General features: G+C 53.2%; 22 protein-coding genes. 8 read left to right on the top strand and 14 right to left on the bottom strand.

Annotation, left to right across the window (positions count from 1 at the left end; genetic code table 11):
* Positions 1-5 precede the first annotated feature (5 nt).
* The 6 genes from folD to NK55_RS09535 form a co-directional block, all read right to left on the bottom strand.
* Entirely contained in the window at positions 6-926 is a 921-nt protein-coding gene (gene folD / locus NK55_RS09560) for a bifunctional methylenetetrahydrofolate dehydrogenase/methenyltetrahydrofolate cyclohydrolase FolD (protein ID WP_024125520.1), read from the bottom strand.
* A gap of 163 nt (positions 927-1,089) precedes the next feature.
* Entirely contained in the window at positions 1,090-1,425 is a 336-nt protein-coding gene (locus NK55_RS09555) for a hypothetical protein (RefSeq protein WP_024125519.1), read from the bottom strand.
* Positions 1,422-1,613, bottom strand: a complete 192-nt coding sequence (locus tag NK55_RS09550) for a DUF454 family protein (protein ID WP_041429817.1) — start codon at positions 1,611-1,613, stop codon at positions 1,422-1,424. Before NK55_RS09550 ends, NK55_RS09555 begins: the two co-directional genes overlap by 4 nt.
* 84 nt (positions 1,614-1,697) lie before the next feature.
* A complete protein-coding gene (locus NK55_RS09545) occupies positions 1,698-2,342 on the bottom strand; it encodes a pentapeptide repeat-containing protein (protein WP_024125517.1) in 645 nt (214 codons plus the stop codon).
* Positions 2,343-2,347: 5 nt separating this feature from the next.
* Positions 2,348-2,809 (bottom strand): Fur family transcriptional regulator, encoded by a 462-nt coding sequence (locus tag NK55_RS09540; RefSeq protein WP_024125516.1) that lies wholly within the window; start codon positions 2,807-2,809, stop codon positions 2,348-2,350.
* 134 nt (positions 2,810-2,943) lie between these two features.
* Positions 2,944-3,243: a TMEM165/GDT1 family protein gene (locus NK55_RS09535; RefSeq protein ID WP_024125515.1), complete on the bottom strand. Its 300-nt coding sequence runs from the start codon at positions 3,241-3,243 to the stop codon at positions 2,944-2,946.
* A 171-nt stretch (positions 3,244-3,414) separates the two neighbouring features.
* Here NK55_RS09535 and NK55_RS09530 point away from each other — a divergent pair, with 171 nt between their 5' ends.
* The 3 genes from NK55_RS09530 to NK55_RS09520 all read left to right on the top strand — a co-directional run bounded on the left by NK55_RS09530 (position 3,415) and on the right by NK55_RS09520 (position 5,987).
* On the top strand, positions 3,415-4,389 hold the full coding sequence (locus NK55_RS09530; RefSeq protein WP_225871751.1) for a hypothetical protein: 975 nt from the start codon (positions 3,415-3,417) through the stop codon (positions 4,387-4,389).
* Positions 4,386-4,712: a hypothetical protein gene (locus NK55_RS09525; RefSeq protein WP_024125513.1), complete on the top strand. Its 327-nt coding sequence runs from the start codon at positions 4,386-4,388 to the stop codon at positions 4,710-4,712. The genes NK55_RS09530 and NK55_RS09525 overlap by 4 nt, the downstream gene beginning before the upstream one ends.
* 114 nt (positions 4,713-4,826) lie before the next feature.
* The gene (locus tag NK55_RS09520; protein ID WP_398508327.1) at positions 4,827-5,987 is read left to right on the top strand and encodes a histidine kinase; all 1,161 of its coding nucleotides are present in this window, start codon (positions 4,827-4,829) and stop codon (positions 5,985-5,987) included.
* Here NK55_RS09520 and NK55_RS09515 read toward each other — a convergent pair.
* Positions 5,984-6,943 carry a hypothetical protein gene (locus NK55_RS09515; RefSeq protein ID WP_024125511.1) on the bottom strand — a complete coding sequence of 320 codons (960 nt, stop codon included), beginning with the start codon at positions 6,941-6,943 and terminating at the stop codon, positions 5,984-5,986. The genes NK55_RS09520 and NK55_RS09515 overlap by 4 nt on opposite strands.
* A 112-nt stretch (positions 6,944-7,055) precedes the next feature.
* A complete protein-coding gene (lpxD, locus tag NK55_RS09510; protein ID WP_024125510.1) occupies positions 7,056-8,072 on the bottom strand; it encodes a UDP-3-O-(3-hydroxymyristoyl)glucosamine N-acyltransferase in 1,017 nt (338 codons plus the stop codon).
* A 204-nt stretch (positions 8,073-8,276) separates the two neighbouring features.
* On the opposite strand from lpxD, the gene NK55_RS09505 reads away from it, so the two are divergent.
* The 3 genes from NK55_RS09505 to NK55_RS09495 all read left to right on the top strand — a co-directional run bounded on the left by NK55_RS09505 (position 8,277) and on the right by NK55_RS09495 (position 9,810).
* Positions 8,277-8,462, top strand: coding sequence for an NblA/ycf18 family protein (locus NK55_RS09505; protein WP_024125509.1), 186 nt, complete (start codon positions 8,277-8,279; stop codon positions 8,460-8,462).
* Between the two features lie 297 nt (positions 8,463-8,759).
* Positions 8,760-9,041 (top strand): hypothetical protein, encoded by a 282-nt coding sequence (locus tag NK55_RS09500; RefSeq protein WP_024125508.1) that lies wholly within the window; start codon positions 8,760-8,762, stop codon positions 9,039-9,041.
* A gap of 46 nt (positions 9,042-9,087) precedes the next feature.
* Positions 9,088-9,810, top strand: a complete 723-nt coding sequence (locus NK55_RS09495) for a superoxide dismutase (RefSeq protein ID WP_024125507.1) — start codon at positions 9,088-9,090, stop codon at positions 9,808-9,810.
* Here the strand turns inward: NK55_RS09495 and NK55_RS09490 are convergent.
* Genes NK55_RS09490 through rpsP form a run of 4 tightly spaced genes read right to left on the bottom strand, consistent with a single transcriptional unit; the run spans position 9,755 to position 11,572 of the window.
* Positions 9,755-10,777 carry a PhoH family protein gene (locus tag NK55_RS09490; RefSeq protein WP_024125506.1) on the bottom strand — a complete coding sequence of 341 codons (1,023 nt, stop codon included), beginning with the start codon at positions 10,775-10,777 and terminating at the stop codon, positions 9,755-9,757. The two genes, NK55_RS09495 and NK55_RS09490, sit on opposite strands and share 56 nt — an antisense overlap.
* Positions 10,778-10,786: 9 nt before the next feature.
* Positions 10,787-10,960, bottom strand: a complete 174-nt coding sequence (gene rpsU / locus NK55_RS09485) for a 30S ribosomal protein S21 (protein WP_011055893.1) — start codon at positions 10,958-10,960, stop codon at positions 10,787-10,789.
* 3 nt (positions 10,961-10,963) lie between these two features.
* Positions 10,964-11,317, bottom strand: a complete 354-nt coding sequence (locus NK55_RS09480; RefSeq protein ID WP_024125505.1) for a KH domain-containing protein — start codon at positions 11,315-11,317, stop codon at positions 10,964-10,966.
* A gap of 3 nt (positions 11,318-11,320) precedes the next feature.
* Complete coding sequence (gene rpsP, locus NK55_RS09475; RefSeq protein ID WP_024125504.1) at positions 11,321-11,572, bottom strand: 30S ribosomal protein S16; 252 nt, start codon at positions 11,570-11,572, stop codon at positions 11,321-11,323.
* Positions 11,573-11,678: 106 nt separating this feature from the next.
* On the opposite strand from rpsP, the gene fabD reads away from it, so the two are divergent.
* Together fabD and NK55_RS09465 are read left to right on the top strand one after the other, a co-directional pair.
* On the top strand, positions 11,679-12,569 hold the full coding sequence (fabD, locus tag NK55_RS09470; protein ID WP_024125503.1) for an ACP S-malonyltransferase: 891 nt from the start codon (positions 11,679-11,681) through the stop codon (positions 12,567-12,569).
* Complete coding sequence (locus NK55_RS09465) at positions 12,566-13,201, top strand: 1-acyl-sn-glycerol-3-phosphate acyltransferase (protein WP_024125502.1); 636 nt, start codon at positions 12,566-12,568, stop codon at positions 13,199-13,201. Before fabD ends, NK55_RS09465 begins: the two co-directional genes overlap by 4 nt.
* Here NK55_RS09465 and gap read toward each other — a convergent pair.
* The gene (gene gap / locus NK55_RS09460) at positions 13,198-14,220 is read right to left on the bottom strand and encodes a type I glyceraldehyde-3-phosphate dehydrogenase (protein ID WP_024125501.1); all 1,023 of its coding nucleotides are present in this window, start codon (positions 14,218-14,220) and stop codon (positions 13,198-13,200) included. The two genes, NK55_RS09465 and gap, sit on opposite strands and share 4 nt — an antisense overlap.
* Before the next feature lie 22 nt (positions 14,221-14,242).
* Positions 14,243-14,578, bottom strand: coding sequence for a rhodanese-like domain-containing protein (locus NK55_RS09455; protein ID WP_024125500.1), 336 nt, complete (start codon positions 14,576-14,578; stop codon positions 14,243-14,245).
* Positions 14,579-14,590: the final 12 nt, after the last annotated feature.

Here is a 14,590-nt window from a genome sequence, read left to right as displayed (position 1 = left end):
ACTCCTCAGCGTGCGGGCGGCATAGAGGTCAAGGAAAGGAGGGGCTGGTGCCAGTTGTGACGGCGACAGTAGCTCCATACAGTATTGTGCAACAACATGGCAACGGTCATCGGACCTACGCCCCCCGGAACAGGGGTAATATAACTGGCCACCCCACAGGCAGCCTCGTAGTCCACATCGCCCCAGAGACTTGATTTGCCATCGGAGCGTTGAATGCGATTAATGCCCACATCAATGACCACTGCCCCTGGTCGGATCATATCGGCCGTAATGCGCCGCGGCTGCCCCATCGCTGTGACTAAAATCTCGGCACGACGGGTGACACTGGCGAGCTCAGGGGTGCGTGAGTGGGCGATCGTCACCGTTGCATTGGCACTGAGCAACATCAGCGCCAGGGGCTTACCGACCAAAATACTGCGACCCACGACCACTGCTGAGCGACCTACAACATCAATGCCATAGGCGGCCAACAACTGCATCACCCCCGCGGGCGTACAACTGCGCAGTCCCGGTTCATCGCGCACTAGCCGACCCAGATTTTCTGGATGCAGGCCATCCACATCTTTATCGGGATGAATGGCGTATAGCAGGGGACGCGGATCAAGGTGGGGCGGCAGGGGCAATTGCAGGAGAATGCCATCCACTCGTTCGTCTTGATTGAGCTCAGTGATTTTGGCCAAGAGAGCTGCTTCTGTGATAGTGGCCGGCAGGTGGGCACCAAAGGATTGAATCCCGACGCGGCCACAGGCCTGTTCCTTGGCACGGACATACACCGCACTGGCGGGATCATCGCCAACTCGCAACACCGCTAATCCAGGCGATCGCCCCCACTGGGCTTGAAACGTCCGCACATGGTCAGCCAACTGGCGTTCAATAGACTGGGCTAAGGACTTGCCATCAAGGCAGGCAGCGGAATTTGCAACCAAAGGACACCTTAAAAATTAATCGCTCACAAAAGTCTAGGGTTTAGTTGCCCAATACGTTTGCATCGGTTGGCAACAACATCGAACTAGTTTACCCCAAATGGCGATCATGGGCGCCCGCTTTGATTCAGTTCTTTACTCAGTTGTGCCAAGGGCTTAACACTCCCTAGGGGCGATCGCCTGAGGGGGAGGTTCGCTCCACTTGAATTTTGGAAATCGCAGGGGTGGTACACAGGTACGTCAGCACATCCTCTGCACTCATCAGGCGCTTTAGCACCACTTGGCCAATAGTTGAGGCAGGATCAGGATGGCTCGGCTTGACTTCCACCATAAGAACCATGTCCTCCACTTGGTAAAGCCAGAGCTTTTCTTCCCCCTCTAGGATGTAGAGGCAGGTACGGGTGATCACGGGCGATCGCCGCCACGCTTGCTCATTCCAGAGGCCTTGGGGTTCCCACACACGGCCAATGTGCCACCCCTCAGTGAGGAAAAAGTATTTCATGCCACGGGTGGCGATTCATTCCCTTGGGCACTGGAGGTCTCCTCGGGTTCCATAGAATTAAAACAAGCTGCCGCCATCAGCAAAAAAGGCGTTCCTGGCACTAGGGGTAAGATAAAGCCCACAACCCCAATAATTCCAAAAATCACACCAAGAACCATACGCGCTGTGTTACGGATGTTTTTAGTCACAGGCACTCCTTTCGAGTTCCAAATAGGCGAGGATGATTCACCTCTAACGTAGCCCGAACCTTGTCTTTTCACAAGTTGTTGGTTCTAAGCTTTATCGAGAATCGCATCCCGCAGATCCATGCCATCCATTTCTGCTTTGTAGAGGTTTGCTCCCTTAAAGTTGGCACGGCGGGCATTGGCCTTTGACATCTTGGCAGCAATGAGAACGGCATATTCAAAGTTCGCCTCAATGAGACTGGCGCTTTCGAGAATCGCCTCCTGCAAAACTGCACCCCTGAGATCAGCTAAGTGCAGGTTGGCCTGAAAAAGATTGGCACGGGTGAGGTTGGCATAGGCAAGGGTTGACTCTATTAAACTCACTCGCCGCAGTAGCGTGCCCACTAAGTTGGCTTGGCGCAGATCGGCCATAGCAATGTTGGACTTGTAGAGATCGGCACCCGCCAAGGTGGCTCGCTGTAAACAGGCACCCTGCAAATCCGCCTCAATCAGGTCACTCATGTAGAGGTTGGCTCCTACCATGTAAGCATCCTTGAGCAGAGCGTTGCGCAGATCAGCCCCCGCTAAATTTGCCTGATCGAGATTGGCATTGGTGAGGTTGTACAGCTCTAAATTGGCGCCAGTGAGATCCGCCTGTCCCAGATCAGGGCAAATATCACTGTTTTGCTCCCGCCATTGATTCCAAGCGGTAACCCCCTGCTTAAGAAGCTGAAGATGTTGGGGATTGGCCACGGCAGTTATCCTTGGGCCCTTGGCTCAGTGTTTTGATAACCGTAAAAATCAATGCGATAGTCAACAATTTTCACACCAGTTTTTGCTTCAATCTCAGCAATGAGAGAGGGAGGTAGCTCAACGTGAACGTCAATAATCTTCTGGCTATCGAGACAATTTACATGGCTGTGGCTATCACTGATATTGCCGTAAAGACGGCCATCGGCGCGCTCAACGCACTCAATGATGCCATGCTCTGAAAGGGCTTCCAGATTTTGATACACAGAAGTATGGCCGATGTCTTTGCCCGCTTGATTCAGGCGATCGTAGATCTGCCGTGCTGACAGGTGATCCTTAGCATCCCAGAGCAGTTCGAGAATAGCACGCCGCTGCCGACTAAGGCGCAGTCCTAGGCGTTGACAGCGATCAATCGCATCCTCAAGGGAACGAATGGGGGGTAGAGAACTGGGAGCAGGAGACGTGAACACGGCGCTATCCTAAAAAATAAAACTCAAACAGCAGATTTTGCTTAGTTAAGTAGCCTATTGCGATTTAATCGCAGCTTCAGGATTATCCATTTGCTAACCTGTAGTCACTATGATAATCAATCCTCTGGCTATAATCAAATTTGCTCCTTGTCAAGGCTGTCAGCCGTTGTTTGAGATAGCAAATAAAAACCCAGAAACGCAAACATCATTGCAGCGATCGCCTTGACCACCTTAACGGGGATCAATGTGGCCATCCCACTGCCCAAAAGCACACCCAAAAACGTTGTACACACCAAGCCAGAGGCGACCCCTAAAAACACGGCAGTAGCAGAGCGGGCATTACTCCCTAAAGTAATCGCCACCAGTTGACTTTTGTCCCCCAGTTCCGATAAGAAAACAATCGCAAAACTTACGGCCAAGGATTGCCAGTCCATCCGGTCTCTCCAAAGATGTTGCTGCTATAGGGCAACGTAACAGTATAGGCAGTAACAGCCAACGAGGGTCATGGTTCAGCGTGGCCGGATCAGCTTAAAGTAAGTTACAATTCTTAACATCAGTTCTGCGTATAGTCATAGCCCTGTTCAATGAGGGTGGAGGTACTCCTGTTGAATACCACTGATGGATTGAACGCGATCGCGCCGCACACCACTTCCTTGACTAGTCTGGCACAGGCTTGGGCAAAGCGCTATATCACCAACCTCAACACCACTGCCCTTGCGGAGGATGATCCGGCAGCGGTGGCTCCCCGACTCTTGGCCGAACTGCGGAATGCCAGCGTCAAGGCTTGGCAGCGCACCGAAGGCTTTTTGGCTGGAGAGATGATTCGCCATGGCATCCCAGCGGAACTGGTGGATCCCTGGAGCATCTCCAAAGACATTCATGACATTTATCAGCGCACTCTGAAACTCTACGCAGCTGGCAAGGGCACCCCGCAAATGACTGCCAAGATAGGCAGTGCCGTCAGTGAGATCCGCAGCCGCTATACAGCGGTCGATCCCCGAGTGATTGGCTTTGTGAGTCTGCAATTTCATCACACGGGGGTATTACTGCTGGAAGTAGCACCCCCAAGCCAACGTTCCATCCTCAGTAGCTTCTTCAAGGTCATTGATGATCACCTCTACATGCCCTTGCACCGCGCCTATAGCGCAGCAGCCAACTACGACTACACTGATCCTGCCTTGGCTTTAGTGCGCCATCTGTTGCCCCAGAGCACAGCGATCGCCACCGCCATTTGTCACCGTGTTGCCGAACTCAACCCCCAGCACCGCTGTTTTAGTGGCCCTTTAACCCAAGCCAGTGTGCGCGTTTCCAGTATTCGCGATGTTGAGATGTTCCAAATCTATCTTTGGGTGTGTCTTTTAGAGCAAAGCCTTGAGGCACTGCAACGGGAACTTTTTCCCCTCTGTTTGATGCTGTATCCTTCTCTGAAGGTGACATGGGAGCTGGTGTTTCAAATGGTGCATCTTTTGGGTAAGGAAATACAAACCCGTGCCACTGGGCATGATACAAGTGTGTTTACACCCTACTATTTATCTCTCCGAGAAATGTTTGATCCCAAGATTTTTCAAGGACTCCTATGATTCCCAATTTGCCACAGGTTTCTTTCTCCCCCATTGCCATTGCGGGGTCTGGTCTGTGGGCGATCGCCCTCTACTGGGGGTTTTATCCCACGGGGCAAGCCTTCATGCAGCGTTTAGTGATGTGGCTAGGGGGTGAGGCAAACCAAAGTGCCGAATTCTGGGCAGGGATGGTGGGGCTCATTCCCTTTATTCTTGTGGGTACGGGTTGCTTTATCCTCTGTAGTTTGGGCTTGGGTCAAAGTTGGGCCTTGAGTTTAGGCCTGATGGCAACCATCGCTGGGGCAATTTACGAACTCGGACGGCGGGATGGCCAGCGCTCCTAGGCTGGGCTCCGGATGAGAATCCGCTAACATTTCAGTTAACCTTTATGTTAGTTACTCTTTAAGCATCCTCTCTAGTGTTTCCCCTCTAGGAAGCGCAATTCACTGCCCTTAAGAATACTCGCCGGTGATTCAATGAAAGCGTCTGCGGATGCCAGTTCTCCCCAAGAAACGACACCGCCGCTCAGTTTGCTCCTGTTTGTTGCCAATCGTCCGGGCGATGAAGAGGAAACCGCTGCCATTCAAGCTCACATTCAGCAACTGCCCTCGAACTTTAGCTTTGAACTAAAAGTGGTGCCCATTGGTGAGCAACCCTACCTCCTAGAGGAGTATAAGCTAGTTGCCACGCCTGCCTTGATTAAAGTCCGTCCTGAGCCGCGCCAAACCCTCGCGGGTCGTAAGCTCCTGCAAAAGGTGGACTATTGGTGGCCGCGCTGGCAGCGGGAAGTGGCCCTTTGCCTACAGGCAGATATGCAAAAGTCGGCAGCGGAGCAGTCAGATTGCTCTATAGAACTCAGCCGCCTTAAGGATGAGCTGTTTCAACTGCGTCAAGAACGCGATCACCTGGCCGAACAACTGCAATTCAAAGATCGGATTATTGGCTTGCTGGCTCATGAGTTGCGTAACCCCCTCACTGCTGTTGGGATTGCCCTTGAAACCCTAGAGTCCAACCTTCAGGAGGAGATGTGCCAGAAACTCAATCTTGAAGAGGTGCAGCGGCTGTTTCACCATGCCCGCGGCCAAACTCAAGTCATGGGACAACTAATTACGGACCTACTCTTGGCGGCCCGCGGCCCGCAGGACAAGCTGCAAGTTATAGCACGGCAACTGGATTTGCGAAAACTGTGCCAAGAAACCGCTGAGGAGGTCCGCTTAAATTTTGAGCGTAAAAAGCAGCACTTTACCACCGATATTCCTTTGGATTTACCTTTGGTCTATGGCGATGGCAGTCGCATTCGTCAGGTGCTGGTCAACCTACTGGACAATGCCTGTAAATACACTCCCGCAGGGGGCAAAATTCACCTGAGTGCTTTTCATCGCATGACCCAAAAGGTGCAAGTTACCGTCTGTGACACCGGCCCGGGTATTCCCATTGAACAGCAGGAGAAAATTTTTGGCGAAACGGTTCGCCTCGATCGCGATCGCGCCATTGAAGGCTATGGCATTGGCCTTGCCCTTTGCCGCCAGATTATTCGCATGCACTATGGCCAGATTTGGGTGGACTCCCAACCGGGGAAAGGCAGTTGCTTCCACTTCACACTGCCTGTCTATAGCTAGGGCTGTCCTTCCTTGACCAGGCGGGCGATCGTTTCGGCACGCAGATAGGGATCAGGCCCAAAGGGCAAAATTTCGTAGAACTCATTATCCGGCAAGCGCATCAGTTGAAGGGATTCCTGCTCGCGATAGATCACATAGACTCCCGGTGGCCACGTTTTGGCACTGCGCACTGGCACTGGAATGTCGCGGCGCTCTCCGCCGACGCAGGCTAGGCGTACCACCTGTGTATTGGGACGATAGACCACCTTATCTTCGCGGGTACGCCGAAACAAAAAGCGATCCAAAACCTTAGGTAGGATTTCTGTTTCTGTGCCTCCCAATTGCAAATTTAACTCTAGCAATTTGTCTTCGAGGGTGAGTTCAATGATATGGGGCTCAGGGACAAGGGGCTGAGAGTGGATCTCAATGGTCTCTTGGGGCGGCGCGGCAGTCGGTTTTACCTTCTGGACGATTTGACTGATGTACTCTAGATCCACTGTCGTAATTTTCTTGAAGGTGACAAACCAAGAGAGCAAACTAATGGCCATCCCCGGTTCCAATGTCGTAATTAAGGTGGCTAGGTCTAAGTCATCCAGACGAATGGCCTTAAGGGCAGCATCGGTTTGGCCTAGAACAATGGCGGCATCCCCCGGACTTAAGTGTTGGAGGCTCGTGTAGAGCAACCTCAGATCAATTGTTTCTTGGCAGCCTTGGGTTGAAATGCGGTAGGTGATGTCGTAGAGCCAATCGAGTGTCACCAAGTCATGGTTGAGCATCCAAAGAGCAACATTAAAGGCGGTTTGGGGAAAGGCAGCTTGGGCAAGACTTTTGACAATGACTTGGGCGCGATCGCGCTGAAGCAAGGAGATCAAGGCCGCCTGTCTTTCTGCCTTGGTTGTGAGCTCATGATAGCCAAGGAGGTCTTGGAACAGTTTTTGATCGCTGGGCAGTAATCGAATTGCCGCTGGAGGAGTCATAGACTTAGTGCCGCAGATTGATGTGACTCATTTTCCCTCACCCTCTGATAAGGGCTAGACAGGGCAACGCTAGTCCTTAATTCCACTATAGAGGGTGGCTAGAGTATCGATGCTATTCCCCCACCTTAGCTTCCAATTTGCGCACTCGCTTGAGGAGCTCTGGCAATTGCTTCACTGCGGCTGAGACCTTGAGGTAGAGGGTTTGATCCATCGCCGGGATCCCCCCCATGCGGCTATCTGGCGGTACCGAGCTACTAATGCCGGATTTGGCGGAGACAACAGTGCGATCGCCAATGGTCAAATGACCCGCTGCCCCCACCTGCCCAGCCAAGACCACGTGATTACCAATGTGGGTCGAGCCTGCCAACCCCACTTGGGCACAGAGAATGGCATTTTCACCAATGGTGCAGTTGTGAGCCACCATCGTCAGGTTGTCAATTTTTGTGCCATTTGCCACGGTGGTCTCTCCAAGGGTGGCGCGATCAATCGTTGTGCCAGCACCAATTTCCACATCATTGCCAATGACCACGGTGCCCACTTGGGGAATTTTGTAGTGACGACCATCCGCCAGGGGGACATAGCCAAAGCCATCACTCCCTAAAACCACGCTGTTTTGCAAGATGACGCGATCGCCCAGTTGCACTCGCTCCCGCAGGGCACAGTGGCTGTAGATACGACAGTCTGAGCCAATGACCACATCGTCGTAAAGGGTGCAATGGCTATCAATGACCGTGCGATCGCCAATGCGGACGCGATCGCCAATCACCGTATAAGCACCAATCGTGACCTCAGCTCCCAAAACCACATCAGCTCCCAGAATTGCTGTCGGGTGAATTTTGGCGGCAGGTTTGGGTTGCGGGTAAAACCATTCAATACACTTGGCAAAGGCAAGGTAGGGATGGGGCACCCGCAGCAGAGGACAGGCCGCCTCCCCTTGAAAGTCGGGACGCACAAACACAGCAGCCGCTTGGGTGATCTGCAACAGGGCGGTGTACTTAGGATTGGCCAGAAAAGAAATATCCGTTGCTGTTGCTGTTTCTAGGGGGGCTACCCCCAACACCGGGCGATCGCCTTGCTCTGGACAGTCGAGGGTTGCCCCAAACCGTTCGGCGACATCTGCCAACCGCATCTTGCCGTCCTCATCATTGAACTTGAATTTTAGCTCAGTCTATCAGGTCTCATTTATGAAACGGATCAAGAATTTCGTGAAATCGTTCATACTGAACATTTTATCCTTTGCGCAGGTGATATCCATTGAGTGGCAACTTTGTCAATGTGTTTGTTATATTTTTTAACACCTATACCCGATGACATGGAATAAGGAGTACGTTCTATGGAGCAACGCTTCCCCGAACTGAATGTTGACCTCAGCTTTGAACAGGAGTTTCAAATGCGGGTCATGGAGGAGCAAGTGAGTGCCATGAGCCTTCAGGAAGCTCGTGAGCTACTGTTGCAAGCCTCTCGCCTATTGATGATGAAAGACAACGTCATTCGCTCCTTGGTCAAACGCGCTGCCTAAGTCACCAATGTGTGGGACGGACCTCTTTCTCCACCTTGCTTCCGCTCGCGAATCAAGTAGGGGATATGGGGCTGCACCACAATTTTTTTCTATGGGTAAGCGCTTCATTGCAAACCTCACTTACCTCGTGAATTTTTGCTTGCATCTATTGTCATCTAGCTACAGCATTTCAGTTCACATTAGCCAGACGCGCCGCCAAGATAGTTCTCCAGGGCAAGGATTTTGCAGTTTCCAAGAGCTTCTAAGATGTAGGTAGGGGAAATTCCCCTTGCGATCGCTCCTAGGAGGTATTGATTGATGACCCGTCTACTGCGAATGAGCGTAGCGCTGACGGCGATATTCTACCCCCTTGCCACGTTGGCCACTCCTCTGCCCCCGCTCTTTAATCCCATTTCCCCGACCACTGGCTTTGCATCCTCAGAAATGAACCGCCTTTGGCAAAATCAGGGGCGTTCTAAAGACCACCGCCAGGGCAGTACCACACTGCAACCATCCTCCGACAAGGTGCTACAAATTGAGCTGGATGGCCAACGCCTGACCCCCAGCCAAGCCCAACAACTCCTGCTGCGCCAAGAATAATTCCGAGGGGCTTAGACTATTAGCGGGAACATTTCACGTACTCGTTATGCGCCTAACCCGTCGTCAAACCCTCAGCCTCCTAGTCGGCAGTGCTGCTGCACTGTGGTTGCGATCGCGCCCAGCCGTGGCGGCAGGTGAGCCATCAGAAATTTATACGCTGCCGCCTTTGCCCTATGACTACGAGGCCCTAGAGCCAGTGATTGATGCAGAGACAATGCGTCTGCACCACGACAAACACCATGCAGCCTATGTCAACACTCTCAACAAGGCACTGACACCCTACCGTCAATGGCACGGGCTGGCCATCGAAGAACTCCTGCCCCACCTTCACCAACTCCCCACCGCTATCCAAGAAACTGTGCGCAACCACGGCGGTGGCCATGCTAACCATTCCCTCTTTTGGCAAAGTATGGCACCGAATGGCGGCGGTGAGCCCACGGGGGACCTCGCCATAGCAATAGAAGACACTTTTGGCTCGTTTCCAGAGTTTCAAACCCAGTTTCAGCAGGCAGGTCTGCAGCACTTTGGCAGTGGCTGGGTCTGGCTTGTGCTTACGCCCCAAGGGAATTTGACTATTACCACCACGCTAAACCAAGATTCTCCGCTGATGCAAGGGCAAGTGCCCCTCTTGGGCAATGATCTGTGGGAACATGCTTACTACCTGACCTATCGCAACCGTCGCGATCAGTACCTAGAGGCTTGGTGGCAGGTGGTTAATTGGCCTTGGGTGAGCGATCGCTATGCTCAGATGCGCGATCTTTTGGCTTAGGGCACAAGGCCTGCTCATGGCGATCGTAGGCATCAATAATCCGCTCGACAAGGGGATGGCGAATTACATCCCCCTTGGTTAGATAACAAAATGCGATCCCCTCGACATCCTTGAGAATTTTCGTAGCCACACTGAGGCCAGAGGTTTGATGTTCTGGTAGATCGGTTTGCGTCAAGTCCCCGGTCACCACCAAGCAGGAGTTAAAACCAATACGGGTCAACACCATTTTCATCTGGGCAGGAGTGGTGTTCTGAGCCTCGTCGAGGATGACAAAGGCATTATTCAGCGTACGCCCCCGCATATAGGCCAAGGGGGCTACTTCAATCACGCCCCGCTCCATCAGGTTGCCAATTTTCTCCGGCTCTACTAGCTCGTAGAGGGCATCGTAGAGGGGGCGCAGATAGGGATCAATTTTTTGCTGTAGATCTCCCGGCAGAAAGCCAAGCCGCTCACCCGCTTCCACTGCAGGCCGTGTTAGAATTAACCGCTCATAGGTGCCCGCCAGTAGGGCTTGGACCGCTAGGACCGTGGCCAAGAAAGTTTTGCCGGTGCCCGCGGGCCCAATGCCAAAGGTGAGGGTGTGGCTACGAATTGCTTGAACGTACTGGCGCTGGCGAAAGGTTTTAGCGCGAATAATGTCACCGCGGCGGGTGCGAGCTAGAATATCCTGTTGCAGCTCTTGGAGGGCTTCCCGCTGCTGAGTATCGTAGGCATGGCGGACCGTGAGAATATCCACCCCCGACACAGGACGCCCCTCCCGCCAGAGGGTACTGAGGTCTTGAATGAGTTGTTGGCAGAGTTGGATTTGAGCAGGGGTGCCAGTGATATAGAGATCCCGTCCCCTTAAAACAAGGGTCGCCCCTGTTTGGGCGGCAAAGATGCGCAGGTTGGCTTCTTGCTCACCGACAAGGGCGATCGCACTCTCAATGCTGTGGAGGTCAATGGTGAGGCTTTCCCTCGTGGTCATACCCTAAACTTAGCGATTGCGCTTGCGGGCGGCCTCCTGTTTGCGTTTGCGGCGCAGGCTGGGTTTTTCGTAACGTTCACGCCGCTTGACTTCCGAAAGAATACCTGCTTTTTGGATTTTTTTCTTGAATCGCCGTAGGGCGGACTCAATGGATTCGTTTTCACCTAAACGGACTTCAGCCACGCGCTAACTTTGCCTCCTTGATGATGGATAAAAACGACGACGGGAGCGCCGTGGGCGATCGCTCCTTTGATGATCTATTTTAGGCGTACTTTTGGCAGCGTCATAAACATCTAAGTAAACCTGCTGACCAGCGGCTTGGGCAGCAGCCTGTAAAACCGCTCGAATGGCCTGGAGATTGCGACCGCCACGACCATAAACCCGGCCTTTATCCTCGCCAGCAAAGGCAAGACGTACCCAAATGCGAGAATTAGCAGGGGAAAATTCTGCATGGAGCCGCAGGGTTTCTGGTGCTTCCATAAAGGGTTCAAGCAGGAAGCGAATCAAGGCAGCGTAGTTGGGGGCAGCCGACTCAGTCATTGCCTATTTTTGGGCAGTTTCGGGGAGAAGATTCGCCTTGACAAAGAGCCGCCGCACCGTATCTGTGGGTTGTGCCCCCTGCGCCAAACGCCGCTTGATAGCCTCTTCGTTGAGGCGCACTTCATCATGGATTGGATCGTAAAAGCCCAATTCTTCAAGGGCACGCCCATCGCGGCGATCGGTATTATTCATGGCCACAATACGATAGGTGGCGTTCCGCTTTTTACCGTAGCGTTTGAGACGCAGTTTAATCATGTCAGCCTATGGAGATAGAAGGGGTGGGTTTTTCTTGACAATTTTCTAGTATAACGGACCTCCCAAATCGGGTAAAGTAGATTGCGGTTTGAGTTGAGCACTGCCGATGACAAAGACAGCGTGGTTATTTCCCGGCCAAGGGTCGCAACATCCAGAAATGATGGCGGATTTGCTGACAGCCTATCCCCCAGCCAAGGAGCGGTGCGAACAGGCAGCGGCCATTTTAGGGTGGTCGGTCATTGACTGCTGTACGGGTTGCATCGGCAATTTAGATCAAACGCTCTATACCCAGCCCAGTTTGTTTCTCGTCGAGAGCCTACTGGTGGATGCCCTCAAGGAACGGGGAGCTAAGGCGGACTTCGTGGCAGGCCATAGTCTCGGTGAATATGTTGCCCTCTATGCGGCAGAAGTCTTTGATTTTGAAACGGGACTCAAATTGGTGCAGCGGCGCGCCGCACTGATGAATGCCGCCGGTGGAGGCAAGATGGTGGCCTTGATTGGCTTTGACCGCCAGGAGTTGCAGCAGGCGATCGCCAGCACCCCCAATGTGGTTCTGGCCAATGATAATCATCCAGGACAAGTGGTGATTTCGGGGCTGCCCGAGGCCGTTGAAGCCCTACTGGCAAAGATAAAAGTCAAACGGGCGGTTCCTTTGAATGTCAGTGGGGCCTTTCATTCCCCCTTTATGGCGACGGCCGCGGCAACTTTTGCCACACTGTTGGATGAGTGCCAGTTTCAAGCGGCTGTCTTTCCTGTCCTGAACAATGTCGAACCCGAACCAACAACGGATGCAGCACTGATCAAGGCACGGTTGCGATCCCAAATGACGGGTTCTGTGCGTTGGGTAGACACTTGCCATGCCCTGGCGGCGGCGGGAGTGACCCAAGCCCTGGAGATTGGTCCCGGTAATGTCTTAGCTGGCTTGGTCAAGCGCACCACCCCAGAGATCAATGTCAGAGGTGTGGCAACGATCGCCAGTTTGGAGAGCCTGGTGTGAGTCGCGATCGCGAGCCGCTGATCAGCCTGCTCCTCTACCATCTCTTCAAATGGTCAGTGGTGAGTCCACTCCTGCACACCTATTTTCGGGGGCGCATCTATGGTGCCCACCAGGTACCGCTGCGAGGACCACTAGTGGTGGTAGCCAATCATGCCAGCTACTTTGATCCGCCCCTCATCTCCAACTGTGTGCGCCGACCTGTGGCCTGGATGGCTAAGGAGGAATTGTTCCACATTCCCATTTTTCGAACATTGATTAGGTGGTATGGCGCCTATCCTGTGAAGCGAGGCGCGGGCGATCGGCGGGCATTGCAGGCCGCCCTCAAAGCCCTAGAACAGGGTTGGGCAGTAGGAGTCTTTTTGGAGGGCACCCGCACTAAGGATGGCCGTATTTATAACCCGAAACTAGGAGCAGCGTTGATTGCAGCCAAAGCGCAAGCACCCCTGTTGCCCGTTTGCCTTTGGGGCACCCAGGAGATTCTCAAGAAAGGGACGTTGCCGCGACCGGTTCCAATTACGGTGCGCATTGGTGCAGCCATTCCACCGCCCGCTTCGGGCGATCGCCCTGCCCTAGAAGCGGTCACTCAGCATTGCTGCGAAGTCATCCACAGCCTCCATGACTTGGGTCGCTAGAGCAGACCATCCTTTGCGGCCATCAATTTGAGCAGATCCACCACCCGGCAGGAATAGCCCCACTCATTGTCATACCAGGCCACCACCTTAAAGAAATTGGCATTGAGTTGAATCCCCGCCGTAGCATCAAAGATACTGGAGCGGCCATCCCCGATAAAATCACTGGAGACAACCGCTTCTTCCGTATAGCCGAGAATACCCTTGAGTTCCCCCTCAGCCGCCGCCTTCATTGCCGCACAAATCTCCCCATAGCTTGTAGCCTTCTCGGTTTTGAAGGTCAAATCCACCACAGAGACATCGGGGGTGGGAACACGAAAGGCCATCCCGGTCAACTTGCCCTTAAGTTCGGGCAACACCAGCGTTACTGCCTTGGCGGCTCCTGTAGAAGCCGGAATAATATTTTGGCCAGCGCCACGGCCGCCACGCCAATCCTTTTTGCTGGGGCCATCCACGGTGGGCTGGGTAGCAGTGACGGAGTGCACGGTGGTCATCAAGCCCTCTGCTAAGCCAAAGCTTGCGTGCAACACCTTAGCAACTGGGGCTAAGCAATTGGTTGTGCAACTGGCATTGGAGACAATGCGATCGCTCGACGGGTCAAAGGTATCATGGTTAACACCGACAACAATTGTTTTCACCTTATCGGCATCCTTAGTGGGGGCTGAAATCACCACTCGTTTGGCACCAGCTTGTAAATGCTGAGCCGCCCCCTCATAGCCCGTAAATAACCCGGTGGACTCAACGATATAGTCTGCACCAACGGATTCCCAGGGCAGTTCTGCTGGATTGCGAATGGCCGTACAGGGAATGAACTTACCATCAATTTCAATACCCTCCGCTGTGGCCTTGACGGTACCTGGATAGATGCCATGGGTGGAATCGTACTTAAAGAGATAGGCTAGGTTATCCGCAGGCACGAGATCGTTAATGCCAACAAACTGAATATTGTCGTAGGCAAGACCCGCCCGTAGCACCAAGCGGCCAATGCGGCCAAAGCCATTAATACCGACTCTCAACGTCATGAAAACTCTCCCAAATTATCCACTAGTAACGGGGAAGGGTTGGATCCACTACCGCAGCATAGGCATCAATTCCACCAACAATATTCTTGACATTGCGAAACCCCTGCTGAATTAACCAGTGCCCCATCTGGGCAGAGCGTACACCATGGTGGCAGAGCACCAAGGTTTCCCGGTCTGGATCAAAGAGCTGACAAATTTGGGGCGACCATTGGGGAAACGCGCTCAAGGGCAAAGGCGTAAAGTGAGGAAGATGGGCGATCGCCCACTCCTCGGGTTCCCGCACATCAATGAGTTGCAAGGTATCCGCCTCTGTGGCTAGGCGTTGCGCCAATTCCACCACTGTGACTTGTCCTAGCATGGTTTTACCCTG

It is taken from the genome of Thermosynechococcus sp. NK55a, assembly GCF_000505665.1.
In the GTDB taxonomy this organism is placed as follows: Bacteria; Cyanobacteriota; Cyanobacteriia; order Thermosynechococcales; family Thermosynechococcaceae; genus Thermosynechococcus.
The sequence above is the reverse complement of the archived record's forward strand: the minus strand, read 5'-3'. Positions and strand labels throughout refer to the sequence as shown.